Source organism: Mesorhizobium atlanticum (genome assembly GCF_003289965.1).
Lineage (GTDB): Bacteria > Pseudomonadota > Alphaproteobacteria > Rhizobiales > Rhizobiaceae > Mesorhizobium > Mesorhizobium atlanticum.
Window position 1 is genome coordinate 223984 of record NZ_QMBQ01000009.1, and the last position, 25443, is coordinate 249426.

Consider the following 25443-nt stretch of genomic DNA (forward strand, 5'->3'; position numbering starts at 1 on the left):
ACAGCATAAAGCGCTCGCCGGCGCCGAGTCCAAGAGCGTGCAACAAGCTCCTTCACCGAAACGGTCGAAGGAGGGGATTCTACATGATTGCGGCTGGGGCGCTTCACATCCTCCACCAGAGCTTGTCCCCGGTTGCCCAGTTGCTCGGCTCATACTCATCGAAAACCACGTGGATCTGTTTGGCCTCAGGTTCATCTTTTCACAGAATAGCTTCGCAATTTCAGCGACCAGATACTCCCTCTTATCATCATCCGCCTTGAAGGTCTCGATGTGAATAACGGGCATGTCATACTCCTTCGTCGTTATGTCGGTTGGATCGTCAATGCTGGCGCGCGGTTCACGCTTAAAACCCTGCATTTGATGCACCGAACATGGCCTCATCGACTCCAGCCCCAAGCCGGCGCCCGTTGGGAGCAGAACGTGGCCATCCGTCACGCGAATTGGATTTTTCGGGTCGTATTAGCTTTTCATCAGAGATCTTGTTGACCCAGTTGCAGCCCTCGAACAAATTCGGCCTCACCGGGGGTCCAAGGTGAACGCAGGCAGCACCGGTGATATCGCCTCCTCAGCTGTCATCAGCGAACTTCACAGATGCCACGGAACGCTGCCATCGGCTTCAACCGTCCCATCCGCGTCACCTTACAGGCCATTGCCAGCCGCCTGGACAATCGTGCTGAGGTCGACGCCACTTTCATCAATGTAAATTGGTGCTGGACCGCTGGGCGGAGGGCTGCAATTTCCTCAAGCGTGTTGCAGCGCGAAGCCGGGTCAGCACACGGCTATCCTCGAGAACCGCCAGGACCTGCGGTTGCCAATACGATTGTTTTCAGATGACGAACGATATCGCCAGCATCGCAGGTCTCGTCCAAAACCGTGACACCTTTGAACTGTTCGGGGAGTTCCGGAGCATTGCGGGCTCCAAAAACACAAAAGGGATTTGACAACGGGCACGATTTTCGGCCGCGACCAATGTGTCTTCCCCTTGAAGGCTCAGGCTCAGTACAGCGCCGTCTATTGGCCGCTAGGACATAATCGTGTCGAGAAGATCCTAAATCGAATCCTTTGCCCCTTCGGCGCTGAGCACGTCTTGCAGGTAGGTGGCGACGGTGCTGTTGTCCTCCGCGATCAGGATTGCACATCCTGGAAGATTCTGTTCTGCCAACTCGGGCACCTCCCTGCCACCGAAAAGGCTTCGTCGTCCGCCACGGGAGCTGTGTTTCTAGTCCAAGAGACGTTCGTCAAAGGCATAATTCGACATGAGTTCGTAGCCGTCGAAGGTGACAAGCAGTTGCTCCTCAAGCTTCACACCGTCCCGCTCGCCAACCGCACCGATATAGCTTTCAACGCAGATCACCATCCCGGCCTCTAGTGTCGCGTCATAAGCTACCGGACCATGGAACGATGGCTTGACTTGCGGATACTCGTCGCACATTCCCACACCGTGTATCAGGCAGCTGTAGGCCTGTGCACGAAACTCCTCCGGCACAGGCCAGGCGGATTCCTGCAGGTCCCGCATGCTGACGCCCGGGCGTATCAGCTTTATGTTTGTCTGCAACTCGTCATAGGCATAACGATAGAGCTGGCGCTGCCTGGGGGTTGGGCGCTCCTTGCCGTAGTAGAAGGTGCGCGAGATGTCGCAGAAATATCCGAACGGACCCACCATATCGGTGTCAAATCCAATCAGGTCGCCCGGTTCAATGACGCGTTGAGTGGCCTCCTGAAGCCAGGGGTTGATCCGCGGCCCGGATGCCAGCATGCGCCCCTCATGCCAGCCTCCGTGATTGGCGAGATTGGTATAATTGAGAATTCCCCAAAGCTGGGCTTCCGTTACCCCCGGCCCCATCGCCTCCTGCATTCGGGCGATCCCATGCTCGGCGACGGCGCATGCCCATCGCATGCAGGCGATTTCATCTTCCGATTTGATGACCCGCGCGCCTTCGACGATGTCGACCGCGTCGATAACCTCCAGTCCGCGCTGCAGAAGGGCCTGTGTCAGGCTAGGGTTGACGTATTCTACCGCGACCTTGCGGTTGGTCGCGCCGATCTCGCTTAGGAAGCCGACAATGTCATCGGCAAAGAGCCTCGCGCCCTCCGCCAATTCATTGCCGCCTTCAAAAAAAGACATCGGCCTGCCTGTCCTCGACCGGTCGGCCGATGACCGGTGGCCGACGGTGCCCTGGTGAAGGGTAATCGGCCCATCGAGCGGCAGGAAGAGGTAGGTAACGGGAATATGGGACTGAAACAGCGGATAGGAATTGTAATCCACTGCATAACGGATGGTGATGGGACTGACCAGGACACACATGGCGACATCGGCCTTGCGCATCGCCGCCCTCAAACGACCCTTGCGATAGCGATCAAGCCGTTCGAAGTCTATGTCCGGCATGGGCCGAAATTGCCGCAGGTCACTCCAGTTATCCCTGATTACAAATCCATCGGGAGTTGGCGATACTTTGTCTTCGCTCATTCGACTTTGCCCCTCTTTGCTGCAGCTTTCGTCTTCCGTCTCCACGACGGGGAGACGAAGTGGACGATCATCGACGAGGAGCCAATCATAGGGGAGCGCATGGTCGTGTCTCAAATGAGTATTACTGCTGGCCGCATAATTCAGAGTCATCGCCGAGTGGGTGCCGAACTCACGACGAAATACGCCTAAGTTGCTTCTGCACGATTTCGGGGGTGGAAAATCGCCCGGCCTCCCCGATGAGTATCTGGGTGAAGCCGGCCTGGAGAGGGCGATAACTTCAGCTTGTCCGCCGCATGATTTTCTTTGGTCGCTTGCGAACGGGGAGACACAAGCGCTAAGCGAATTGAAAGGCAATCAGGCTGGCCAATCATCGGCCCCCACCATGTGACAAGTAGGCTTGGATGAGACATTCGAACAAGGTGGTTATCGTTACGGGCGCGACATCGGGAATCGGGGCGGCGGTTGCAGAAGGCTTCGCTGCGGCGGGTGCAGCGCTAATGCTGGTCGGCCGCGACCGGGCGCGGGGCCAGAAGGTGATGCAATTGGTCCACAAGCACGATTGCCAGGCCGAATTGATGCTGGGTGATGTGGCTGACTCGGCGTTCGCCGATCAGGTGATTGGATCCACCGTGAAGAGGTTCGGAAAAGTCAGTGTGCTGGTGAATGGCGCGGGCATTATCCGTCGTGGAAACGCTGTTGAGACATCGGATGACGAGTGGCGCCAGACCTTCGAGGCCAACGTCAACGGTGTCTTCTATTTCAGCCGCGCTGCGGTCCGGGCCATGAGGACGTCCGGCGGAGGCAGCATCGTCAACATTGCGTCGAACGTCGGGCTGGTTGGCTGTCCAGGTCTGGTCGCATATTGCGCGTCAAAGGGTGCAGTCGTTTCACTGACGCAGGCCATGGCCCTGGACCACGCCAAAGAACAGATCAGCATCAATGCCGTTTGCCCGGGCGCGGTAGACACGCCGATGCTTGCCAGGTGCGCGTCTCGGCCGAAGCCCGCGTCAGCCAGCCTATGGAGGGGCTCTTCCGCCTCGCCTCGGGCCAGACGGTGCGCGATTTCACCGACGAGGCGGCGGCGATCGTGGCTGCGCAAGCCGATGTCCACGCCATCGTCGCCGAACGGGCGAAAGATGCCGGCGCCGACAGCGCCGAGATCGACGTCGCCACCGGAGGACCGGCGCATGTTCATCGAAGCGCATGTCGTGGCGGTGGCGTCGGGAAGGCCGCGGATTGCGATGTGAAAACGCGCCCTCGTTCAGCCAAAGCTCCTTTGATTAGCCCCGCTGTGAGGCAAGCCGGTTCATACGGCACGCAGGTTGCAGTAACAGGCTCTGTTCGGCTCGCCTGGTCTTTGATCGTAGCGACCGCCGTTGGAGACGATTTGGCTGGGGCAACAGTTTGCAGAGAGAGCGGGGCATTTCCAATCCCGCCCTCTCAGCAAGATTCTGGAAATGGGCCTTCTACTTTGCAGCTGCCTTGGCTTCTGCAATCCAGGCGTCCCATTGCTTCTTGTGTTTAGCCCTCCAATCTTCTGCGTGTTTTTGAACATCGGTACGTGTGCTTTGCCCGTCATGCACGAGCTGGTTCTCAGCGTTGATGTCTTCAACTGAGACGTTCAGCAACTCGAACCATTTTCGTGCGGCCGGATTCTGGTTCAGAAACGTCGTATTGGCGATCACATGCTGTGTAATCACGGGGAAACCGGTGTTTCCTATCCCAGCCGCCTCGGTCACCGCACCAGCCTGTTCCTCGGGAAGAGCGGTGGATGTGACCGTCAGCCATTGGACCTCATGTCCTGGTCTCAAAATCCCGCTAAGCCACATTGGAGTCCACGTATAGTAGAGGGTCGGCTTCCCGGCTTTGATGCGTTCGATCGCATCAGCGATGATGGTTTCATAGCTGCCTTGCAGCTGAGTAACGGTGTCTCGGAGACCGTACGCGTCGAGGTGGTGATCGATGATCCTCTCGCAGCCCCAACCCGGATCACACCCGTATAGATCAGCCTTTCCGTCGCCATCGACGTCAAACATTTTGGCAATATTAGGATCTTTAAACTGGTTGATCGTCTTTATCTTGTAAGCGCCTGCAGTTTTCTTGTCGATGAGATATCCTTGGACTGAGCCATCGACCAAGGTTCCGACAGGCTGGAGTTTCGTCTTGCCGCCTGCTTTCTCGTAGAATGCTTTGTGTAGCGGATCCGCGTAGGCCGAGTAAATCGTCGCATCGCCGTTTGCGACTGCCAGGAAGGCGGCCTGCAACTGCATGGAGACGGGCTCCTTGACGTCGTAGCCGAGCTCTCGCAGGCCCATATCGACGAGCTCCTCTTGAAACCACTCGACAGTATAATTTTGATCCGAGGGTTGGATCGTGACTCCTTTGCCAGGCAGTTCACCTGCGTTGGCAGCGCCAAGTGTAACACATACGACCGTGAGCATTATTGTCGTCACGTTTATTGATTTATACGACATCGTCATTCCCCTTTACTTGTGGTGATCATTTAGTCGACATGTTAACAAGAGTGGCAGTTTAGCTTGCGGCACCTCCAGCAATTGTCGGGCTGTATTCGATCTGGGTGGCTGCATGGCCGTTCTCAGCCTCCGTTCGCAAACTGAGCTCCTGCCGCTGGAGGGCTTGTGCTTTAGGAACCAAGGAGGCGATCGCCAGCAGCGACTTCACGTCCTTCGTCGCGTCGACAACAGCGTCCGCCGATATCGTCTGGCGCGAATCTATGATCCGTTTCCCAATCATGTAGGCTCGAGGATTATTTATGGCATCGACCGCAACAAGCCGATCGCCCCGAAAATACCAGATCGACTTCGAGCGTTGATCGATTGTGCGCTCAACGACCCGATCATAACCGGCATTCAAACCCGCGATCTGCAATTTGACATCATACTGATCAGACCAGAACCAGGGCTTCGCTTCATATGCCTTGGTTCCCCCGATAATGTTTCCCGCTACTAGCTCTGAGTGCTCGATCGAGTGCCCTACGCTTTCGAGTCGAACACGGCCCCCCTCATAGGGGAAGGATGCGCATTCGCCAGCCGCCCAAATTCTGGGATCGGAAGTTCGACCTTGAGCGTCGGTCCAAATTCCATTATCGACAGCGAGCCCCGCTTGCGCTGCAAGCTGCGTGCTTGGCACGACGCCGATACCTACAATGACAAAATCAATAGAAAGGGTGATGCCATTCGATAAGAGAGCGGCAGAAACCCGTCCCTCACCAGCAAGACGATTGACACCGACGCCCTCTAGGATGACGACGCCGTTCGCTGAATGCAGGTCGCGGAAAAAGTTGGAGGTCTCCGCAGCTGCCACCCGTTGCAGTATTCGGGGTGCCGCCTCAATTAGAGTGACCTCAAGTCCGAGCTTTGCCCCAACCGCGGCTGCCTCAAGTCCGATGTACCCGCCGCCAATGATGAGTAATTTCCGACCGGGGCGGAAGTCAGCCATAAGCCCATTGACATCTGCAAGAGTCCGGATCGTATGGACCCCGGGCAGCCCCCCGCCTATATCTTGTGGCAATTTCCTTGCGTATGAACCGGTCGCAACTACCAGGTGCTCATAGGGCACAATTTCACCACCTGCTGTTACCGTCGACGCCGCCCGGTCGATGGCGGTCACACGCCGATCGAGCGCGAGGGTGATCTCGTGCTCTTTCCAGAAGGACGGCGAACGGAGAAACAATCTCTCAAGGCTGAGCTCGCCGAGCAGATATCCTTTTGACAACGGTGGCCGTTGATACGGCGCAAGCGGTTCTTCGCCGATCAGCGTTATCGGGGCTGAGTAGCCGAGCATGCGCGCCTTAGCTGCTAGCGATGCTCCCGCTTGGCCGGCGCCGATCACCACAATTCCAGACATTGCGCTTCCTCTGGCCGACAAATTGGTAGCCGATCGCTCAAGTCTTATGCCTGTCGTTCAGGTAGACGCAAAACTAGCCCTTCGAGAGCTTCGTTGACCCTAATCTGGCAGGTCAGCCGCGATTGAGTGGGATGCGTCTGGTAGGCAAAATCAAGCATATCCTGCTCAATTGGCTCCTTGGCAGGCAGTTTTGCGACCCAACTTGGTTCGACGAGCGCATGACAAGTCGCGCAAGAGCACGCACCACCACAATCCGCTTCGATCCCGGGGATACCGTGATCGCGAGCGCCTTCCATAACTGTTGTCCCACGGGGGACGTCTATCTCGTGCGCCCGCCCGTTATGTTCTACGTACGTAATCTTAACCATCTGCTCTTCCTTAAATCGTTCGCGGTGTTAGGACGGCGCCAAGGCAACGGTTTAGACGCAGTGTTGTGTCTGTTGGAGTTCATGCACGCCGAGAAAACCCTGCCTACAGCGATTCACTTCTTCTCCCGCATTCTTTTCATGCGAACGCGCGTGCGCGCGGTTGCTTCCTCTGAACCGTCGTGGAAAGTGCCGAACCACTGGTCACAAGGCACATCAGGCTCGCCGTAGTTACATTCGAAATAGCGATGGTGTAATTGATGGAAGAAGTCGCCCACTTTAAGACCGGCGTTGCTATCTTCTCCAAGCGTAACTGACTCATATCCAGCGTGCGAGCTGACGGCTAACAGCACCTTGGACTGAAGATGGTATATAAAGTGGAGTGGATGCGAGGCGATCACAAAATGTATCACCACGGAACTTAGGTACATGACGTGTTCGATTGGATGCATTGACATCCCAGACCAGGGACCGACATTCACGTTACGATGATGAAGCGAATGCGCCCGTCTATACAACGGACCCCAGTGCAAAACGCGGTGAATCCAGTAGAAGTGCAGGATACCGTAGAATGGAAGCAGCATGAACCACAAGAGAAACGCAATCGGGCTGCTGCTAAACGACAATATTGGCATATAACCGTTGGCAAACGCCCAAAGGCCAGCAACCTCGTAAGCTGTCCAAATGGTGACGCCACTGGCTAGAGACCAGAAAACGTTGTCGGCAAACTGATTGCTAAAAGTAAATAGCGCATTCTTTCGATGAAAAGGTCGAGTGTCGTAACGGAAGCGGTCGCCTTGCATTTTAAAGGTATAAAGATAGAGATGCATTCCCCCTGCTAGGATGGTCAGGATCAGCAAGTTGCGGAAATACAATGTTGCGATCCAGTCGAACTTGAATTCGCGCGCCACTTGTAATGACGGTGATAAATAGAACCAGGTAAGAACCGACACCCCAATCACGATCCAACGATCTGAAATCGGTTTCCAAGAATTCCAGAGCAGCTTAAGGCCTTCGAGCGGCCCGCGCTTGAGGTCGAACAGCGAGTGGTTTTGCAGTGGGAGTTCGGGATGATAATTCCAAGTCGACCTTGTGGCAGGTGTCCCTGTCGGTTGTGTGATGTCGTGGGTCATCTCATCATCCTCTGGCGACGCTCAAGCGATCTGTTTTGCTTAACCGGGTTCTAAATGCCTCAAGGTGTTCTGGCTTCATCGAGACCGAGACTCGCTCGTAAGGGAACGTTCCGGCACGTACTTCGGTTTGAAAAGCGCTTAGCGCAGCTATGCGTTCTCGCTCGATTTGTTCTTGTAAGCGTCGAACGTTCCCGTAGGCGAAGGCGTGACGCGGTGGATTCTCAGTTTCCCCGCAGATGTCCTCGGAGAATAAAAAGGTGACGTCTCCACCGGATCCCGAGCCGATCGAAAAAGTTACTAGAGTGGTGTGCTTGTTGATTTCCTCCAGGACCTGCTGAGGAACGAGCTCTACCTCGACGGCGAACGCGCCGGCCCGTTCCATGTCGCGAAAGCGCCCGACCACCTTTAGAGCCTCTTCCGCGGTGGTCCCATAGGCCCGCAGGCCCCCTATCCAGGTGCTGTAGGGCGGCACCAATCCGACATGCCCCATAACAGGAAAGTCGAGGTCTGCGAGCATCTTGATGGTGTCCAGGCTCCGGGTGGTGTAGAGCGCATCTGCACCTTCGCCCATTGCCCGCATCGCGCCTTCCAGGACGTCTTTTTCGGTCGGGTGATCAATCAGCATCAACGCAGCCGTGAGGAATGTGTTTGGCGCGGCGGCACGAACCTCTTTCAGCATCTGGGACCGGGTAACGATCGTGTCTATTCCAGCGGCGGCGGCTCGCGCGGCCTGTTCGCCATTCATCGCTGTGACTTCCGTTAGTTGCAGCTTGCCCTTGTTGGCGCGCAAGTCTGCGACCGTCCAGTTTCTCTGGGCGGGACGATGGCCGAACGTAAAAATGTTGCGCATTTTTGTGCTTTCCTGAAACCTCCCTGCCGGGAACTCTCCGATCTCGATCCGGTAACGATGTTGCCAGACCGCCGCGTGATCAAATGAAATCTAAGATCGCGTTGCATTCCCCAAATGAATGCAAAGGCAAGCTGAGGGTCTTCCTGTGAGCTTGGAAATCAGACGCATCTCGGAAAGCGCAAATCCTGTGGGCGATTTTGACGTTCCCAAAGCCATCGCAAGGGAATAATGATTAGTCCCTTGGCTAAAACTGACCGCCAGGGCTATCAGTCATTGCCGGCGCGCCTTCCGCCGCTCGTGAACAGTGAGTGAGAGGTGTCTCTTCAGTTGAATGGTGCATGGAGCCACCAGGAATTGCATGCGAAAGAAGACACTATACCGAAACATTCATCGGCTCTTACCGGCCTTTGAAGCAGCTGCACGACAGGAAAGTTTCACCCTTGGGGGTGAAGAGGTTGGCCTGTCACAAAGCTCGGTCAGCAAACAGATCATTGAGCTTGAGAGTAGACTGGGCCAACCACTATTCATTCGTTCGCATAAGAGAATTACCTTGACCTCGGCGGGTCAACGGCTTTTGACGGCTTACTCGCTCGCAACATCTCAGATTGTTGACACGCTTGACGATTTGATTCAGGAGCGGTCAAGAGGGCAGATCGTCTTGTCGACGTCTACCGCCAATGGAGCATTCATGCTGCTTCCCCGGCTTGCGGAAGTTCGAGAATGCTTTCCCGGGCGGGAGATTTTTCTGGTGACATGGGACCCCCAGGGCATCGAGCCCACGGGGCAGGTTGATCTTGCCTTCACCTTTGGCAAGCCTGATTTTCCCGGCTTCCAGACCCGTCCGCTCTTTCCTGATATTCTTACCCCTGTGTGCTCGCCAGAGTTTCTAGATAGGTATGGACCATTGCGGGAACTGTCTGACCTGCAGAATTGTGAACTGTTGTATATGCAGGCGCAGCATCCATCTTGGGTGGGCTGGCGGCATTGGCTCAGGGAATTCTCGTTGGAGTTGCCGCAGAACCATCAGCCAATGGGCTTCAACAACTACTACAACACGATACAAGCTTGTTTAGCTGGTCAGGGCGTCGCTCTGGGCTGGCTTCGCCAACTTGGCAACATGCTGGAATCAGGACGCCTGGTGGCGCCTTTGCCGCAGTTCTTACAGACCGAGGACCGATATCAGTTGGCTTGGCCTGCAGATCGAGCTCCTGAATTCCCCATCGAGCCATTTGAGGAATGGCTGGGTCGCCGATACGGCGGTGCCATTCCCGGGTTTTGCGTAGATACACAGCCCGCACAGATGCTTTGAGCGCCATATCTCTTAATCCGCACCTGGCTCTCAGCGGCTGTGCAGGGGTCATCTCCCGTGATAGCCGATTCTAGCCGAGGCCACGCCCTACCCGATCACGCCGCAGGCGAATCGCATATGGCTTTTGGGACTTGAAGTTGGCCTGAGAAGGAATTCTTTGGGCAGGCAGTCGAACGAAGGAGAGACTGTCATTTCCGGCCTTGAGAGCTATTTTGGCGCGGTCCCTGATCCGCGCGCTGGCAACGCCACGCATCGGCTTGGCGACCTGATCGTGATGATGATTGCGGCGAGCCTTTGCGGGGCGAGCAACGCGACGGAGTTCTCATTGTTCGCGCAGGAGCGCAAGCAGGCGCTGTCGCGGTTAATCGAGTATGAGGTGGCGCCCAGCCACCACACGTTCTCGCGTCTATTGCGGCGGTTCGACCCGGAGGCCTTCGGACGAGCCTTTGCCGCCTTTTCCGCGGGCTTTGCACGGGCATGCCAGGAGGTTGTCTCGCTCGGCGGCAAGGCGCTGCGGCGAGCCTATGAGAAGGGTCTTGCGGCCAGTCCGCCGCTGACGGTGTCAGCCTTTGCCGCCGAGACGCGGCTGTTCCTGGCGGCGGTCTCGCCCGGCGAGGGAGTGAACGAGGTCCAGGCAGCCCTCAAGGTCGTCGAATTCATTAATCTTACTGGCAGAATAGTCACGGCCGATGCGCTCCACGCGCATGGCAAAGGCCATCACCGAACGCGGCGTCGACTACCTGCTCGCGCTCAAGGGAAACCGCCAGCATTGGGTTGCTCATGCCAAGCAGCGGCTGACCGAGGTCACCCCAGCTGTCGCGGAGCGGACCGAAACCAGCCATGGCCGCAAATGAATGGCGGCAGGCCGAGGTCGTATCCCAAACCGAGCCGCTGATGCCCGGCCATAAAGCCTTCATCCGCATCACCAGTCAGCGCGACCGGGCCACGCCGCTGACGCGTCTGTTCATGGCTTCCACGTTGCTGTTGCCGCAGCAAGCACTCGACGTCAAAGGAGCCCATTGGCAGATCGAAAACGGCCTGCACTGGATGCTCGACGTTCATCTGGGACGAGGACCTTAGCCGTGCCCGCCAGGACAACGCTCCGGCCGACACCGCGCTCCTCAACCGCATCGCCAGAAACATCCTTCAGGCCGCCGATATCGACAAAGTCCCCATCAGCCACCGCATCAAGAAATGCGTTGGGAACGACGACTACTCTCATCCAGGATCAGACCCATATGCGATAGCCCTGGATCAGGTCGGGATAATCCTCGATTGGAAACATCGCCACCCTGGTGGAGATCGACTGGCCGCCGAACAGCCATTGCTTCAGCTGCCAGCCGCGCGACGCATGTTGCTGGGGATCTGAAAACAGCGCCAGCCAATCCTTTTGCTGCGCCTTTGAGGTCATGGTGAGATGGCGCACCGTCTTGGTGTCGATCTCCTCACGGCGATAGGCTTCGCGGATTTTGGGCACCAGATCGCCAAGCGCCAGGATGCGTTTCACCTGAGGCTCGGTGAGGCCGAAGGTGGCGGAAATGTCGGCGATGCCCCTCCCTCCTTGGTGAGGCGCGTAAAAGTTTCCCACTGCGAAACCTCGTCGGGGTCGAGGCGGGCGATGTTTTCGATGAGCGAAGCTCCGAGCGCGTCGGCATCGTCGCCGTCCTATCCATGATGGCGCATGGCAGCGGCTCGGCCTCGCAGCGCTCGTCGGCGACCGTTTTGGCGGCGAAATAGCGCCGCCGTCCGGCGACGATTTCGAAAGTGTCGGGCGAACCGTTGGGGCGGATCAGCAGCGGCACCAGCACGCCGCGCGTCCTGACCGACGGCAGAATATCGGAAATGTCGGGGGCGCGCTTGGAGTGGCGCATGCGCGGCGGCGGCCTGCCGCAAAGGCCGTTCGGCCTCGGTGATGCGGCCGGCAAGGCAGGCGACTTCGGCGTAGATCGAGAGCGGAAACCGCGCACGATCGCGCTCAGCACCCAGGCCAAGCGGTCCATTGACGGCCTGGAGCTCGGCTAGGCTGACGCTGCCGAGTTCCGGAGAAGCCGAAGCCGGGATCGCAAAGACCGAAGTATGTCGAGCACAGCGTTACGTTGAGCACTGGTGCTCCGGTGCCGTTTTCTACGGCGCCGGGATCGGATCGCTTCGCATAATTATAGAGCATGGGCGGTCTCCAGCAGCGTCAACAGGCGATCGGATACGCCGGTGAACATGCCTTTCCTGATCTGTGGCGGCGCACCGGTATTGAGGAGGTCGAGCTTTTCGGCGGGATCAATCCGCAGATAATCGGAACGAGACGAGTCTTGCGGAACTTGGTCTCGCGGATTGCAAAACCATCGGGCACGATGACGTCTCCACCAACGCGACCGCCTCGGATACCCGCTGTCCGGTCGTCGCCAGCAACCCGATCAGATAATGGTTGGTGTAGGCGTGATCGATGCGATCGGCGGGTCCAACAGTGCCGCCTGCATGATGGATCGATGTTCGCCGCTGTGAGGATATGAGGGGATGGTCGTGGTCGCTGGCCACATGAAGTAGGTTTTGGATTGCGATCTCGAAAGCCAAGCATCCACCACGACGCTCTTAGTCGCGCCCTCCGACCAGAGCCAGTCAGCGGCAATGAGCCGACCGCCGAGCCTCGAAACTCGGAACATTTCAGCATAGAGCGCCGGTTTGTCAGCGATGTACAACATCGCGTCCTTCGAGGAAACGAAATTGAAGCTAGTATCCACCAACGGGCTTTCCCGAGTGCGATCAACTTGAAGGTGACGCGCCCGGAGAGGCCCTTCCGCGCAACTGAGTCGCGAGCCGATCGAATCAGTTGCGGCTCGACATCAACGCCGACCACTGCAGCCGCACCGTATTTCTCCGCCAGCAGCACGTTTATACCGCCTAAACCCGAATCGATGTCCAGCACAAGGCGACCCGAGAGATTGGTGCCACGCTAACGCGGTAGATAATGGCAGCGCAGTTCTGAAGACCGTGACAAAGCGAGCGAAGGGAGGTGTTCTGACCATAAGAGGCGATTGCCTTGTCGCCATCGACTCCTTCAACGTTGTATTCGACGCCGATCCTTATGCAGTCCTCCCGCGTCTCGAACGCATGCCGATACGGCGATCGATCTTATCCATAACGTGGGTGTCACGCCTCGTGCCCGCTAACCGATGAAGTTACTAGCGAGAAGCAAAGCGAAACCGCAGCGCTCCTGAAGGTGCAGCAGCGCCCGCAACGCAGTGGGTGTGAAGTTCTGATATTCATCTACCAGCAAGCGACGAGGGTTAAATCGGGCATCCAAAAGTTGATGATCCTTCGACAATAATTGCCGACATTCATTTTCAGGAAGTCGGCAGGGGCAGCTTCTTGGTGCGACCACCGTCCATGATGGAGATCTGCCCGGTCACGAAGGCGCTCTCATCCGAGGCAAGCCAGACGGCCAGATTGCCGACATCCCTAGGCTCGCCCAGTCGCCCGACCGGGTGCATGGCGAGCAGTTCCCTGCGGACGCGGGCGCTGTCGACCATGCTGTCGATGTAGACCTCGCTGAGGTCGGAGTTGATCCAACCCGGCGCAATGGCATTGCAGCGGATACCTTCATGTCCGTGGTCCACGGCGACCGCCGCGGTGAAGCCGTGGACGCCGGCCTTCGAGGCGGAATAGGCAGGGTGCCCGGGATTGGATGCCAGCCCCTCGATCGAGCCGATGTTGACGATGCTCGCTCCGCCTCGCTTGCGAAGATGCGGCATTGCTGCCTTCGTCAACAGGAACGGGGCCTTGAGGTTGATGTTCATCATCTGGTCCCAGTCCGCCTCGGTCATCTCGTCGACGGTCTTCTCGAACATGATCCCGGCGTTGTTGACGAGGATGTCCAGGCCACCGAACCGTTCCACGACGGCCTCGACAGCCGAGCCAATTTCCCGTGAGTTCGCAAGATCCGCCTTCACGTAGATGACGCGCTCGTTCAGCATCGTCTCGGTCGGCGCGTTTCTCTGCACAATGGCGACTTTCGCCCCCTCCGCCGCAAAGCGCTGGGTGATGCCCGCGCCGATACCCCGCCCGCCGCCGGTGATGATTGCTATCTTGCCTGCCAGTCTGTCAGCCATGGGTCCTCAATAGACGGGTTTCGCGCCGTTCACTTCGACCGCCGTGCCCGCGATGTCGCGGGCGGCGTCGGAGCACAGGAAAACACCACGTCGGCGATGTCCTCCGGCTCGGCGATCCGGCCAAGGCGGAACCGACTTGTTGAGCTGCGCGATGGCCGTGTCCGGATCGAAGCCTCGGCGGACAAAGCCGGTGCGGATCATCGGCGTGTTGACCTCGTTCGGGCAAACTGCCTTGACGCGTATTCCGTCAGGCGCGTGATCTTGGCCAAGGCATTTCGACAAGGAAGCGACGGCGGCTTCGCTGGTGCGGTAGGCAGCATGGCCAGGTCCAGGATAAAGACCCAGCGATGAGACGTTGACGATCGCCCCACCGCCGTGGCCTTTCATATGGCCGATGGGCTTCCTGAAGGTACAGAACATCGACGTCAGGTTGATGTCGAACGTGCGGTCCCAATCCTCATCGGTCGTCTCGAGGATGGGCCTTGGTGATGATGCCGGCGTTGTTGACAAGCTCGTCTAGCGGTCCCGTGGCTTGAACGGAATAGTAGATCAGTTCCTCGCAATGGCCCTTGTTGCTGAAGTCGCCGACCCTGCTCCCAGACAGTGTGTCAGGTTGAGCTCGGCCTCAAGCCTGTCTAGATCAGCCAGGTCGGCGCCGCCCGAAACGACACGATAGCCGTTCGCGACGAACTGTCTGGCGATCGCTTGTCCGATACCTCCAGCCGCGCCTGTTATTACTGGGGTTTTCTCTTAAAGTCAGTCATAATCTCCACCCACTTCGCTAACATGTTCCGGCCGATAGCGGGCGCGGTGCCGCGCTGCAGCCTGAATTGGCAACTCCCTCCCCCGTCTTTTGGCTGTGCGCTTATACCAGGATGTCTGAGTCTCACGTTTGGTCGGCTCGAAAGGCTGTGATCTTTAAGGCCCCACGCTTTTTCGATGATCATGAGACGACCTCCTTCTTAATGCGGTTGTCGACGCATGAACCATGCCAGAGGAGGAACCTTCATTGAATCACCGGTTGTCGGTTTATGCGCCCTGTCAGAAACGCGACGGTTGTCGGGTGACAGGCCTGCCTAATTGTAGAACCCAAGCCAAAGCCGATCGTCCGCTATTCCCGTTGACGCCGATCGAATAACAGGCGCTATCGTGCTTCACGGCTTACGTGGGCTATGGAGGGCTCGGCGCTTTCTCGAGTCAACGCATGCGGGCTGACCATGTGGTCTCGGTTGGTAGCCGAAGGCGATGCAGATGCTGGCCCTGGTCATGGAAGACTTTGTGGCGGGTCAGAGAGGAAATAGTCCGGGGTGCAGAATTCCGCGGACCTAGGTGCGGGGCTGATCTGGTTGACTCGAAACTAGTCATGCAGGACGCGGAGCTGCCACGCGGCGCAGCATAAGACGGATAGAGGCGATGATCCATGCCTCGGCGCTGGCGATGGTCGCCTCGAAGTCCTTGGCGAGCCGGCGACAGCGATCCAGCCAGGCAAAAGTTCGCTCGACTATCCTCTGTACAATGTTGCGTGTAAATAGTCGTTTCGCGTGGTGATTTTGGGCCGGCCGGGCCATCGATCGGGGGCACCCGGAGGGTCATCTCAATGTGCGCGTCGTCCATTTCGACCCGGCGAACCACGGTGCTGATGATCTGCCGCATTCCGGTCCGGCCGGGGCCGGCGAGCCCTGCTGTCGCCTTGGTCTTCTTCCTGATGGCTTGTGGCCAGCGAACCGACCACGTTTTATCGAAACGCAGCACCTTGATGGCATTACCGCCAAACGATGAGGCTCAAGCCGAATATCCCATCTGTCGATGATGCCGGCGCTCGGGCTCGCCTCGCGACCGACGGCCAGACGTGCCGCAGCCACTAGGTGGAAGTTGATAGTCCTCCACAGCCCCATTGTCTCACCACAGGGGTCTCCCTTACGCCGCGGGTCTGCTTGACGCCATTGTTTCGGATGTGATTACTATCAGTGACGGCGTTCTCGGACGACAGTCCGGCCGGGTTGCGAGGACATTACCGACAGTATTGCGAGGACATTACCGACAGTCGCAGATCGTCGGTGAGAATACCATCTTCGGCAAGAATGTTGCATGTTTATTCCTCGTTCCCGAGCGATCGCATCTCTGGAGACGCCTTGTTACACGGTGACAACAAACGAAACGGCGCAAGACCGTTCTACTCACCCCGGCACCCCAAACCGGCACCTCTTCTAGAAATTGAGATAGTCATGAAGATAACGGAAATTCACGTCTACGCACATAATCTGCCGGTCAAGAACGGCCCCCATGTTATGGCCAACGCCAAAGTCTGGTCATTAGACAGCACGCTGGTGAAGCTAGTCACCGACACAGGCCTCGTCGGCTGGGGCGAAACCTGCCCGGTCGGACCAACCTACCAGCCGCAACACGCCAAGGGTGCCCGCGCCGCGCTGGCTGAGATGGCTCCAGGATTGATCGGTGCCAGCACACTGCAACCAATGCTGTTGCGGCGGCTGATGGATGGCCTGTTGAACGGTCATCGCTATGCCAAAGCCGCTATTGACATCGCAGCCTATGATCTGATTGGCAAAGCTTATGGAATGCGGGTGTCCGACCTTTTAGGCGGGGCTGCCACCGAAAACGTACCCTCCTATTATGCCGCAGGCGTCGGCGACCCGGACGAGACCGCCAGAATCGTCGCTGAGAAAGTAGCCGAGGGCTACCCGCGCCTGCAGGTCAAGATCGGCGGCCGTCCGGTGGAGGTGGATATCGCTGCTCTCCGCAAGGTCTGGGAGGTGGTCCGCGGGAAGGGCGTGCGGTTAGCCGCCGATGGCAATCGCGGCCTGACGACTCGCGACGCCCTGCGGCTCTCCCGGGAATGCCCGGACATTCCCTTCGTCATGGAACAGCCCTGCAATACGTTGGAAGAGATCGCCGCGATCCGGAGGCAGATCCATCATGGCATCTATATCGACGAAAATGGCGAGGATCTGGCCACGGTCATCCGCGCCGCGGGGACAGGCCTTTGCGACGGGTTCGGGATGAAGGTTACACGGATCGGGGGGTTGCACGCCATGGCCATCTTCCGTGACATTTGCGAAGTGCGCAGCATGCCCCATACCTGCGACGACGCTTGGGGTGGGGATATCATTGCCGCAGCCTGCACCCATATCGGTGCCACGGTGCAACCCCGACTGCTTGAAGGCGTTTGGGTGGCCGAGCCCTATATCGAGGGGACGTATGACCCCAACGGTGTGAAGGTCGTGGGCGGCCACATCAAACTGCCCGAAGGCCCGGGCCTTGGGGTCGTGCCGGAAGATGGGATATTTGGGAAGCCCGAATTTTCAGTCGGCTGAGATTCTCAGCCTTCCAAACTCAAGTTTGGCAGATGCTGAACGTAGCGGCTAAGTTAAAATGTCCGGATCTGGAAAAGTAGGAATGACGCTCCTGCTTATGCCCTACCAATCTCCCCCCGCGTGGCCGTTCCTCATATATCGTGCCATAACCTGAAGTCCACCACATTCTGGAGCAGACCAGGCGCCGCACCTATGTCGTGCGCACCTGCCCCAATGCCGAAAGCTGTCGTCCGTGAAGAATGCGACTTCCCAGCATCAGTTGCGGAAGGCGCACCGTTGGAGCGGGCTATACCAGCTGGGCTGCGGCGTCAGGCTAATCGCGGCCGGGGGGGTGGCGTTGCTGTGGTTGCGAGCATCGCCAGGATGAAGGCGCACAAAAGCCCCAGCCAGTTGAGCAGGAGGCTGAAATTGTAGCCGACGGCAGCGAGCACGGCGTTGTTGGCGTCGCCTTGGGCGAAGGCCAGGAAGTTGCGGCCCATGCGATGGTCGCTCTTGAGATGGCCGATGACTGGCTCGACGGCGGCGCGCCGTCGCAGCGCCCGCTTGACGGCCTTGGTGAGGCCGCGCTTGTAGCCGGCGACATGGACCTTGAAGGTCTTGTCCTTCGGGGCGTTGTGGCCGCGATAGCCGGCATCGGTGACGACCTTGGAGAGGTTGACGCCGATCGCCTCCTCGATCGCTGGGAGGATGGTGGCCAGCGTGTGGCCGTCATAGGGATTGCCGGGCAGCGCCTTGACGTGGGCGACGAACTGGCCGCCGCGGCTGCGCTTGAGGGTGGTTGCGACCGAGACCTTGACGCCGAACTCGTAGGGCTTATGGGCCTTGCCCTTGCCGATGCACTCCACCTCCGGAGCGTGCAGGGAGTAGACCTTGCGGCCCCGCTCGCGCTGGCGCTGGTCCCTGACGCGGCGGGCCAGCGACAGCGACAGGCCGAAGACCTGCATCAGGCCCGGCTGTCCGGCGATCTTGCGGGCGATGTCGCGGATCACCGCGCCCAGCATGGTGCGCAGCCGCTTGAGCTGCCGGTTGGCGCGCTTGAACTGCTTGGCGTGGGCATAGCGCTGATGCTTGATCAGCGCGAACTTGCCCACCCGCGCATAGGACTGGCGCAGCACGACGCCATGCTTCCTGGCCAGCTTGACCAGCCGCTCGCGGGCCCGCTGCATCAGCTTGGCGTCGGTCGGAAAGGTGATCGCCTTCTCCTGCACGGTGGTGTCGACGATCACCGCACGGAAGTCGGCCGGCTTGGCCGCGCCCAATCGGGTTGCCCGCAGCCAGGCTCACCTGCAGCAGTGCCGTCAGCCGTTCTTCGCCCATGCGCAGGCGCCAGCGCATCAGCGAGGTGCGGTCGAAGACCAGCCGGTGCTGGAACAACTCCTCGCCGCAAAACAGCTGATAATAAGGGTTCTTCAACCAGCGCTCGCACAAGCCTTCATCGGACAGGTTGTGCATCGACTTCAGGATGGCCAATCCTGCCATCAACCGGGTCGGCAGCGGCGGCCGGCCAGGGTCGTCGTCATAGACCTCGCCAAGCCGATCTTGGAGAAAGCGCCAATCGATCGCCTTGGCCAGCTTCACCAGCGCATGAGAGGATCTGATCGAGCCGAGCCCGCAACAGGTCGCTCTGCCCGCTGTCTCGTCGTTCCTTGGGCCGCATCGCGTGCTCCCTCGCGTCAAACCAGACGAATCACGCGTATGATTACAATTTGCCAGAAATTGCCCCCCCAAAGCCACGATTTCCGGTGAATTAAAACCCAAAAACAGGGGAAAAACCTAAATTGAATCAAAACCTCCCGTGTTCTTCACGGACAACAAGCTATCTGCGCCTGGTCAAGACGCTCGCCGTCGAGACCAACGATAAACTGGATGAATGCCAACCGCTACATCAATATGGACGACCTGCGCGAGCACAAGAAGCTCGCCTTGCGCCAAGTCGCATGACCAGCTTCAAGGCCGCCCCAATTTCAGAACTTGACGAATACAACCCGCCGCCGAATTGTCCAACTGGTTACATCGCTACAATTGGAACAGGCCTCACGGAGCCTAAAATCCACCACCCATCAGCTGACTTGCGATGGCCGAGGACACTGTTGAGGCTCCACAACTAGGTGACGTGGTCCCAGTGGATCACGCCGTCGACGGCTCGCAACTTTACTCAGTCGAGCTGCCGCCTGCGTTGTCAGCCCAACAGATGTCTATATCATAGCCACGGTTACGACTTTCGAAGCCACGCATTTGGAGCACAAGTGACATTAAATCCGAACGCGTCTGTATAATAAGTATCAATTAGGAAACCTAACTCCTCTATCATCTGAAATCCGTCAATAATATCTTTATTTACTGCAGCAGGATTGTCTTCAATTACGTAGTAATCCCCTGTCTGCATATATTTATTAATATAAGAAAAAATCGAAAATATGTTTACGTGCGCGTCATCGATCACGAGCCACGGATGTGGAAGCCTCGCCAACAAATTTTCGTCAAAGTTGGCGACATCAGAAAGGTCTATCTGGTGGAAAGTAATCAATGGATGCTTTGTCGCACTCTCATGGATGCACCTGGTGTACAAATCAAATGAGTGTACTTCTCCTGGCTTATCACATAGCATAGACATATTGTCAGCGAACCACAGTGCGCTTCCTCCTTGATATGAACCAAGCTCTATAATGGTCATAGGCTGAAATTCCCAAATTAGCCTTGGATACAAAGCGAGATCAAAAGGAGTCTTGATAAGTATCAGTCCTTTATAAGTCTTAGCCAAGGCCCCAATTCTTGTGGAGCGGTTGTCAGCGGTCCACGGGAAGATAGACGATATCCATGTTCGATCGGACGGTTTTGCAAACCGGTCAGAATCATCAGCATTCAGGACGTTCCTTATGGTGTCAAACATTCCTAGCCAGTCAGGAATGATCTCTCGCCACCCCTGATCAAGAAGTCCGTCGGGCCTCATCTGATCGGGGTAGTTCTCGTGAGCTGCATCCCAAAAAGCCTTGTACCCGGACGCGAGTTTCATCGGTCTGTCTCCATGTTGCATCTGCCTCTATAAGAGCAATCGGCGTGCCACTCGCGGAAGGAGGTCCCGCTGCTTTAACGAAAGCGAAAAGCTGCCCGCATGCTCCCACCGGAATGTCCGCGCGATTGTCGGGTCCGGGACATCATCGACAAAGCCCAAACGAGAAGGTCTGGCATTTTTAGCGCAACCTTCGTGTCGTTGGAATTGAGCCCTCGAAATGGCTGATCACGTCGGTCGGGAGATGATGTCGAAGCACATGGTGACGGTGACGACATCGCCGGCCTGCTGGCGCGGTTCACTTATATCGACAGCCCTCGGACCGCCGCACATTTCGGTATGATCGTTCCAGCTCCGCCCCCGGGTGAGAGTTGTCCAACCTGTCCTCACCTTGGCCAACGGAATTGGAGCCTCGCTGAACATCCCAGTTGCGAGCTGCATCGTGATCACACTAGCGTCGAGGAAGGCAAACGTCGCGAGGCCGCTACGTGATGTTGTCGCGCTGTGGATCAACCGGGCCCTTCAATTGTATCGGCGGCAGCCGTGGGTTGCTTGGAGGGCCTTATGCACTAAAATGGCAAGCCGCTGCTGGAGATCCTGCGTGGCTATTGGCGGCCACGCCACCGCGCCCTTTCTCAGAACCAAGTGCACCGAGCTGTTGTGAATTGGCATAGATCCCGGCCCAGTTGCTTCTCCTTCGCGCAGGCCTCGATCGCAGCCATGACCCGACGCTCGACGCGACCAAGATGGCCGGCCCGTGCTTGCCGATAGGCCGCGCCGTGGCGACGGAATACGTCCGCCACCTCCGAGGCGGAGCGCATGGATGCCGATCAACCGGGCGGCATGACTTTGACTAGCAACTGGTTGAAAGGACTGATTGGTGCGGCCGATCATGTCTGTCGAGACCTGAGCGTAGAGCGTTGTCGACGCCAAGCTGCGATGGCCAAGCAGCACCTGAATGATGCGAATGTCCGTGCCTGCCTCAAGCAGGTGAGTCGCGAACGAATGCCGCAGCGTATGTACGGTCACCCGCTTCTCGACGCCCAGGGCCTCGCAGGCCACACAACACGCGACGTGAAGCACCTGCGGGTTTACAGGACCGGAGCCGTCGCGGGGAGGAAACAGCCACCCGGGCGGGCCGGATCAGGCGCTAAAGGCTGCGGAGGACTGGTCGCGGGTGGCAGCTAGCCTACATCGCACCAAACGGTCGGCGCGGTAGTTTAGGCGCTAGAGCAACTCGCTGTCCCAGCTTGCTCGCCATCGCATCCTGCTGGCGACACATACCTCTAATCCTGTCAGATCACTCGCCAGCGCAATAGCGATCTCCTGGTGGGACTTATTGTCGGAACTTCGACGATGTCGGACATGAGATATCGACGCTACAGCGCGATCTCGTTGTTCCCAACCGATTTTCCTGGTTGGCACGGTATATGCTGTCCTATGCGCAAACGCGTTGCCACACCGCCGATAGGGAATTTATCCGAGACCGCGTTCACCGAACATGCCGGCGCGAAAACTAGGTGTCCACAGCCGAAGGAGATCCTTGCGTTTGTTACCAGCCGACATCATCTCTCATGTTTTCCTGCCATGACGGCATTCGATTTCCGACCAACGCCGGATGCTCCCGACGATGATCCCCATCTTTGGCTTGAAAATGTTGAAGGCGATCAGGCGCTGACCTGGGCGGCCGGCCAGTCGGCCAGGACCTTGCGGCAGTTCGGTGGAACGCGGTTCGACCGCGACCGGGACGCCCTGAAGGCGATCTTCGATTGTCCTGAGAAGATTCCATTTATCGCGCGCCGCGGCCAGCACCTCCACAATTTCTGGCAGGACGCCCAAAACCCGCGCGGGCTCTGGCGCCGAACTACACTTGCCGACTACCTGACGGGCGATCCACGGTGGGAGGTACTGCTCGACCTGGACGCTCTCGCCGCCAATGACGCAATGGACTGGGTCTGGGGTGGCGCCTCAATTGAGCCGGAAAGACGCGAAAGAGCCATTGTGCGCCTCTCGCACGGCGGCAGCGACGCGGTCGTGCACCGCGAATTCGACATGGTGTCTTTGAGCTTTGTCGCCGATGGCTTCTATCTCGCGGAGGCCAAGGGCGGGATCGATTGGCTCGACCCGGACACGCTGCTGCTCTTCAGTGCCCTTGGGGACGGCATGGCCACGCGCTGCGGCTATGCGCGCACCGTGCGGGTGTGGAAGCGTGGCGCCGATCCGCTCGACGCGCCGGTCATCTTCGAGACCGGCTCGGAATCCGTCAGCGTGTCTGGCTATCTCGACCGCACCGCCGAGAGCGAGCGGGTGTGGTTCATCGAGACGCCGGGTGCCCATGAGAAGATTGGCCGGATAGGGGACAGGAGCGGGCCGAAGATTGAGGTCGACCTTCCCAAGAATGCCAGATGGAGCGTCTTCGGCGACTGGCTGGTGGTAAGGCCACGCATGCCCTGGACGGTGGAAGGCGCCACTCATGCCGCAGATACGCTGATTGGCATTTCGCTTTCCTCCTTCCTCGCCGGCGAGCGCAATTTTGTTTCGCTCTTTGAACCGGGCGACAGGAGCGCCCTGCAGTCCTTCTCCTGGAATGACGGCAAGCTCATCATCGCCTACCTCGTCAATCTCCTACCGCGTTTCGACGTCTTAAGCCCCGGCCCACAACAATGGACACGCAGGGCGCTCGATTGCGTGTCCAGCGAAGGAACCGTTCACGTCTGGTCGCTGGATCCCGGAGTCCACGAGACCAATGGAGAGGTCCTTGTTTCGGCTCAGGATCCGATCACGCCGCCGACGCTCTTCCTGTTGGATCTCAATGCCACGCCTCCGCTCGACCATCCCATCGTCCTGAAGCGCAGTCGGGAGACTTTCGATGCGTCCGGGCTGACGATCACGCGCCACGAGGCAGTTTCGACCGATGGAGAGGTGGTCCCGTACACGCAAATCGGCCCAGCGGACGGGAGCGGCGATGCTCCGGTTCACCTCACTGCGTATGGCGGGTTCGGCATCTCGCTCCTTCCTTCCTACAACTCCTCCCTCGGCAAGCTGTGGCTCGAACGTGGCGGCACGTGTGTGGTAGCCAACATCCGGGGCGGCGGCGAGTTCGGCAGCCGTTGGCACGAAGCCGGGCGCCGGGAAGGTAAACGCCTGTCGCATGATGATTTCGCCGCGGTTGCTGCCGATCTCGTGCGGAGGGGCGTTACGCAGCCGAGGCGAATTGCCGCCCAAGGTGGCTCAAATGGCGGCCTTCTGATCGCCAACATGCTCACCCGCTACCCGGAGCGTTTCGGCGCGCTGCTCTGCACAATGCCGCTTACCGACATGCGCCGCTACACCAAGCTTTTGGCTGGTGCCAGTTGGACGGGCGAATATGGCGATCCCGACAAGCCACAGGATTGGACCTTGCTAAGGCAAATCTCCGCCTATCACGCCGCGTCTCCGGGACAGCCCTATCCGCCGATACTGCTTGCCACCACGACGCGCGACGACCGCGTCCACCCAGGCCATGCGCGCAAGATGGCCGCAAAGCTGCAGGCTCTCGGCTATCCCGCTTACTTCTACGAGCTCAGCGCGGGTGGCCACGGCCATGGCAAGGACAATCGGGAGCGGGCCGCATTCATTGCGCTCGGCAACAATTTCCTGCGCGGTGCGATCGGCTGGAACGCCGATTGCGTTGGGCAGCGTTCGGCCCCGCAACAAAGGTGAGTAGCAACGCACAGAGCGCATGCTGCTGTTCTTGAGCAGGCGGGATATCGGGAGCCTTACGCACAGGAATCAGGAACGCTCCGTCTACCCCGATTGGCTCGAGCAGAACAGTTCCTGGTGCAGTACGTATGAACAACAAGGAGAGATTCTCATGGCCAGAAAGCTATTGGACTTGGTGCAGGCGATAGCAGCGGCAGTCGGCTTCATGACCGTTGGGCAGCAGGCGGCCGCAGCCGATCTTATGCAAGCTCCGTGCCCCACCGAAGCAGAAGTGTTGGTCACGCAAGCGCCAAGCCCTTGGCAGGTCCGCCTGCGTGCCCTGGGGGTTGTCACCAGGGATGCGGGCTATGTCGGCGGAGTGCCGGGCTCCAATCTTTCCTATTCCGACACTGTAACGCCCGAACTCGATATCTCCTATTTCTTCACGGACAACATCGCCGCCGAACTCATCCTCGGCACCACCTACGCCAACATCAATGGCCAGGGAGCGATCGGCGACCTGGGCAAGATCGGCAAGGTCTGGCTGCTGCCGCCCACCCTCACATTGCAGTATCATTTTACCAATCTCGGTGCCTTCAGGCCCTATATCGGCGCCGGCTTAAATTACACGATCTTCTATAATCAGGATGTCGGAAGTGCCGACGCTCTCAATGTCAAGAACACGTTCGGCACCGCGCTGCAGGCCGGGTTCGACTACATGGTGGACCAACACTGGGGCTTCAACTTCGACGTTAAGAAGCTTTTCCTCAAACCGGACTTCGACGTTACCGTGAACGGCGCGAAGCTGACGGGCAAGGCCGCACTTGATCCCTGGTTGATTGGCGCTGGCCTAACCTACCGCTTCTGAAAACGAAGCCGTGAAAGCCTCCCAAGGCAGACCGCACATAAAGGGCGCCCGGCGCGCCCTTTGGCCACCGGCTTCATGGTCTCCTCGGATCATTCGAGAAACTCCTACTGTCCTTCATATGGCGTCAATGGCATGCCGGAGACCATCGTTGCCGTATCCACGTTGCTGTCGGGCAACTGGGCATGATTCAGCCCCGAGAGCCGGGAACAGCTTTGCTCCTGGCTGGACGCGGTCTGATCAACTCGCAGGGATCGACGTTCATTGCCGCGGCGAGCCGGCCGAGGACGGTGACGCTCGCAGAAACACGTGCGCGTTCGATCGAGCCCACGTAGCGCATGCTAAGCTCAGCGCGCGCAGCCAGCTGTTCCTGCGTCAGGTTCTGGTCATGGCGCAAACGACGCATATTGATCGCCATGATCTCCTTGAGATCCACGACGAGATAGGGACTGAACCGGAAC

General features: G+C 58.4%; 17 protein-coding genes and 12 pseudogenes. 10 read left to right on the forward strand and 19 right to left on the reverse strand.

Annotated elements, in window-relative coordinates:
* Window positions 1–1219: 1219 nt before the first annotated feature.
* Complete coding sequence (locus DPM35_RS26930; RefSeq protein ID WP_112130219.1) at window positions 1220–2467, reverse strand: M24 family metallopeptidase; 1248 nt, start codon at window positions 2465–2467, stop codon at window positions 1220–1222.
* 401 nt (window positions 2468–2868) lie between these two features.
* Here DPM35_RS26930 and DPM35_RS26940 point away from each other — a divergent pair.
* Together DPM35_RS26940 and DPM35_RS26945 are read left to right on the forward strand one after the other, a co-directional pair.
* Window positions 2869–3405: pseudogene (locus DPM35_RS26940) on the forward strand (SDR family NAD(P)-dependent oxidoreductase); the annotation flags it as partial.
* A 41-nt stretch (window positions 3406–3446) separates the two neighbouring features.
* A pseudogene (locus DPM35_RS26945) lies at window positions 3447–3714 on the forward strand (hydantoinase/oxoprolinase family protein); the annotation flags it as partial.
* A 219-nt stretch (window positions 3715–3933) separates the two neighbouring features.
* Here DPM35_RS26945 and proX read toward each other — a convergent pair.
* From proX to DPM35_RS26970, 5 genes are all read right to left on the reverse strand, one after another.
* The gene (proX, locus tag DPM35_RS26950; protein WP_112130274.1) at window positions 3934–4941 is read right to left on the reverse strand and encodes a glycine betaine/L-proline ABC transporter substrate-binding protein ProX; all 1008 of its coding nucleotides are present in this window, start codon (window positions 4939–4941) and stop codon (window positions 3934–3936) included.
* A 58-nt stretch (window positions 4942–4999) separates the two neighbouring features.
* The gene (locus DPM35_RS26955; protein WP_112130221.1) at window positions 5000–6334 is read right to left on the reverse strand and encodes an NAD(P)/FAD-dependent oxidoreductase; all 1335 of its coding nucleotides are present in this window, start codon (window positions 6332–6334) and stop codon (window positions 5000–5002) included.
* Between the two features lie 44 nt (window positions 6335–6378).
* A complete protein-coding gene (locus DPM35_RS26960) occupies window positions 6379–6702 on the reverse strand; it encodes a 2Fe-2S iron-sulfur cluster-binding protein (protein ID WP_112130222.1) in 324 nt (107 codons plus the stop codon).
* A 113-nt stretch (window positions 6703–6815) separates the two neighbouring features.
* Complete coding sequence (locus DPM35_RS26965) at window positions 6816–7832, reverse strand: sterol desaturase family protein (protein WP_112130223.1); 1017 nt, start codon at window positions 7830–7832, stop codon at window positions 6816–6818.
* A gap of 4 nt (window positions 7833–7836) precedes the next feature.
* The gene (locus tag DPM35_RS26970) at window positions 7837–8682 is read right to left on the reverse strand and encodes a 3-methyl-2-oxobutanoate hydroxymethyltransferase (protein WP_112130224.1); all 846 of its coding nucleotides are present in this window, start codon (window positions 8680–8682) and stop codon (window positions 7837–7839) included.
* Between the two features lie 358 nt (window positions 8683–9040).
* On the opposite strand from DPM35_RS26970, the gene DPM35_RS26975 reads away from it, so the two are divergent.
* The 4 genes and pseudogenes from DPM35_RS26975 (at window position 9041) to DPM35_RS32950 (ending at window position 11071) form a co-directional block, all read left to right on the forward strand.
* A complete protein-coding gene (locus DPM35_RS26975) occupies window positions 9041–9991 on the forward strand; it encodes a LysR substrate-binding domain-containing protein (RefSeq protein WP_181592155.1) in 951 nt (316 codons plus the stop codon).
* Window positions 9992–10148: 157 nt separating this feature from the next.
* Window positions 10149–10637, forward strand: a pseudogene (locus DPM35_RS32940) (ISAs1 family transposase); the annotation flags it as partial.
* Window positions 10638–10695: 58 nt separating this feature from the next.
* Complete coding sequence (locus tag DPM35_RS32945) at window positions 10696–10845, forward strand: hypothetical protein (protein WP_245431666.1); 150 nt, start codon at window positions 10696–10698, stop codon at window positions 10843–10845.
* Window positions 10832–11071 (forward strand): hypothetical protein, encoded by a 240-nt coding sequence (locus tag DPM35_RS32950; protein WP_245431658.1) that lies wholly within the window; start codon window positions 10832–10834, stop codon window positions 11069–11071. The genes DPM35_RS32945 and DPM35_RS32950 overlap by 14 nt, the downstream gene beginning before the upstream one ends.
* A 148-nt stretch (window positions 11072–11219) precedes the next feature.
* Here the strand turns inward: DPM35_RS32950 and DPM35_RS32955 are convergent, their stop codons facing one another.
* The 8 genes and pseudogenes from DPM35_RS32955 to DPM35_RS27025 all read right to left on the reverse strand — a co-directional run.
* Window positions 11220–11579, reverse strand: coding sequence for a hypothetical protein (locus DPM35_RS32955; protein ID WP_245431667.1), 360 nt, complete (start codon window positions 11577–11579; stop codon window positions 11220–11222).
* 172 nt (window positions 11580–11751) lie between these two features.
* Window positions 11752–11991 (reverse strand): annotated as a pseudogene (locus DPM35_RS33235) (hypothetical protein); the annotation flags it as partial.
* Window positions 11963–12052: pseudogene (locus DPM35_RS33240) on the reverse strand (DUF2958 domain-containing protein); the annotation flags it as partial. The pseudogenes DPM35_RS33235 and DPM35_RS33240, both read right to left, overlap by 29 nt.
* Window positions 12053–12402: 350 nt before the next feature.
* Window positions 12403–12729, reverse strand: coding sequence for a hypothetical protein (locus DPM35_RS26995; protein ID WP_112130226.1), 327 nt, complete (start codon window positions 12727–12729; stop codon window positions 12403–12405).
* Between the two features lie 600 nt (window positions 12730–13329).
* Window positions 13330–14094 carry an SDR family NAD(P)-dependent oxidoreductase gene (locus tag DPM35_RS27005; RefSeq protein WP_112130227.1) on the reverse strand — a complete coding sequence of 255 codons (765 nt, stop codon included), beginning with the start codon at window positions 14092–14094 and terminating at the stop codon, window positions 13330–13332.
* 6 nt (window positions 14095–14100) lie between these two features.
* A pseudogene (locus DPM35_RS27010) lies at window positions 14101–14829 on the reverse strand (SDR family oxidoreductase).
* A 626-nt stretch (window positions 14830–15455) separates the two neighbouring features.
* Window positions 15456–15599 (reverse strand): annotated as a pseudogene (locus DPM35_RS27020) (IS5/IS1182 family transposase); the annotation flags it as partial.
* 296 nt (window positions 15600–15895) lie between these two features.
* Window positions 15896–15986, reverse strand: a pseudogene (locus tag DPM35_RS27025) (IS5/IS1182 family transposase); the annotation flags it as partial.
* A 333-nt stretch (window positions 15987–16319) separates the two neighbouring features.
* Here DPM35_RS27025 and DPM35_RS27030 point away from each other — a divergent pair.
* Window positions 16320–17426: a mandelate racemase/muconate lactonizing enzyme family protein gene (locus DPM35_RS27030; protein ID WP_112130228.1), complete on the forward strand. Its 1107-nt coding sequence runs from the start codon at window positions 16320–16322 to the stop codon at window positions 17424–17426.
* A gap of 308 nt (window positions 17427–17734) precedes the next feature.
* Here DPM35_RS27030 and DPM35_RS27035 read toward each other — a convergent pair.
* Window positions 17735–19083 (reverse strand): annotated as a pseudogene (locus tag DPM35_RS27035) (IS5 family transposase).
* Between the two features lie 151 nt (window positions 19084–19234).
* Between DPM35_RS27035 and DPM35_RS33360 the strand changes: the two are divergent.
* Window positions 19235–19367, forward strand: a pseudogene (locus tag DPM35_RS33360) (IS256 family transposase); the annotation flags it as partial.
* A 271-nt stretch (window positions 19368–19638) separates the two neighbouring features.
* Here DPM35_RS33360 and DPM35_RS27045 read toward each other — a convergent pair.
* The 3 genes and pseudogenes from DPM35_RS27045 to DPM35_RS33370 form a co-directional block, all read right to left on the reverse strand.
* Window positions 19639–20439: a CmcI family methyltransferase gene (locus tag DPM35_RS27045; protein ID WP_181592156.1), complete on the reverse strand. Its 801-nt coding sequence runs from the start codon at window positions 20437–20439 to the stop codon at window positions 19639–19641.
* Window positions 20440–21137: 698 nt separating this feature from the next.
* Window positions 21138–21257: pseudogene (locus DPM35_RS33365) on the reverse strand (IS91 family transposase); the annotation flags it as partial.
* 139 nt (window positions 21258–21396) lie between these two features.
* Window positions 21397–21519: pseudogene (locus DPM35_RS33370) on the reverse strand (tyrosine-type recombinase/integrase); the annotation flags it as partial.
* A gap of 504 nt (window positions 21520–22023) precedes the next feature.
* On the opposite strand from DPM35_RS33370, the gene DPM35_RS27065 reads away from it, so the two are divergent.
* Window positions 22024–24138, forward strand: coding sequence for a prolyl oligopeptidase family serine peptidase (locus tag DPM35_RS27065; RefSeq protein WP_112130232.1), 2115 nt, complete (start codon window positions 22024–22026; stop codon window positions 24136–24138).
* Between the two features lie 151 nt (window positions 24139–24289).
* On the forward strand, window positions 24290–24985 hold the full coding sequence (locus DPM35_RS27070; protein ID WP_112130233.1) for an OmpW/AlkL family protein: 696 nt from the start codon (window positions 24290–24292) through the stop codon (window positions 24983–24985).
* Window positions 24986–25172: 187 nt separating this feature from the next.
* Here DPM35_RS27070 and DPM35_RS27075 read toward each other — a convergent pair whose 3' ends face one another.
* Window positions 25173–25418: a helix-turn-helix domain-containing protein gene (locus DPM35_RS27075; protein WP_112130234.1), complete on the reverse strand. Its 246-nt coding sequence runs from the start codon at window positions 25416–25418 to the stop codon at window positions 25173–25175.
* Window positions 25419–25443 lie beyond the last annotated feature (25 nt).

Coding starts and splice junctions, on each gene's coding strand:
- DPM35_RS26930 (WP_112130219.1), bottom strand. CDS start 2,467: ATGAGCGAAGACAAAGTATCGCCAACTCCCGATGGATTTGTAATCAGG.
- DPM35_RS26955 (WP_112130221.1), bottom strand. CDS start 6,334: ATGTCTGGAATTGTGGTGATCGGCGCCGGCCAAGCGGGAGCATCGCTA.
- DPM35_RS32950 (WP_245431658.1), top strand. CDS start 10,832: ATGGCCGCAAATGAATGGCGGCAGGCCGAGGTCGTATCCCAAACCGAG.
- DPM35_RS27065 (WP_112130232.1), top strand. CDS start 22,024: ATGACGGCATTCGATTTCCGACCAACGCCGGATGCTCCCGACGATGAT.
- DPM35_RS26970 (WP_112130224.1), bottom strand. CDS start 8,682: ATGCGCAACATTTTTACGTTCGGCCATCGTCCCGCCCAGAGAAACTGG.
- DPM35_RS27070 (WP_112130233.1), top strand. CDS start 24,290: ATGGCCAGAAAGCTATTGGACTTGGTGCAGGCGATAGCAGCGGCAGTC.
- DPM35_RS27045 (WP_181592156.1), bottom strand. CDS start 20,439: ATGAAACTCGCGTCCGGGTACAAGGCTTTTTGGGATGCAGCTCACGAG.
- proX (WP_112130274.1), bottom strand. CDS start 4,941: ATGTCGTATAAATCAATAAACGTGACGACAATAATGCTCACGGTCGTA.
- DPM35_RS26960 (WP_112130222.1), bottom strand. CDS start 6,702: ATGGTTAAGATTACGTACGTAGAACATAACGGGCGGGCGCACGAGATA.
- DPM35_RS27030 (WP_112130228.1), top strand. CDS start 16,320: ATGAAGATAACGGAAATTCACGTCTACGCACATAATCTGCCGGTCAAG.
- DPM35_RS32945 (WP_245431666.1), top strand. CDS start 10,696: ATGGCAAAGGCCATCACCGAACGCGGCGTCGACTACCTGCTCGCGCTC.
- DPM35_RS26975 (WP_181592155.1), top strand. CDS start 9,041: ATGCGAAAGAAGACACTATACCGAAACATTCATCGGCTCTTACCGGCC.
- DPM35_RS27005 (WP_112130227.1), bottom strand. CDS start 14,094: ATGGCTGACAGACTGGCAGGCAAGATAGCAATCATCACCGGCGGCGGG.
- DPM35_RS26965 (WP_112130223.1), bottom strand. CDS start 7,832: ATGACCCACGACATCACACAACCGACAGGGACACCTGCCACAAGGTCG.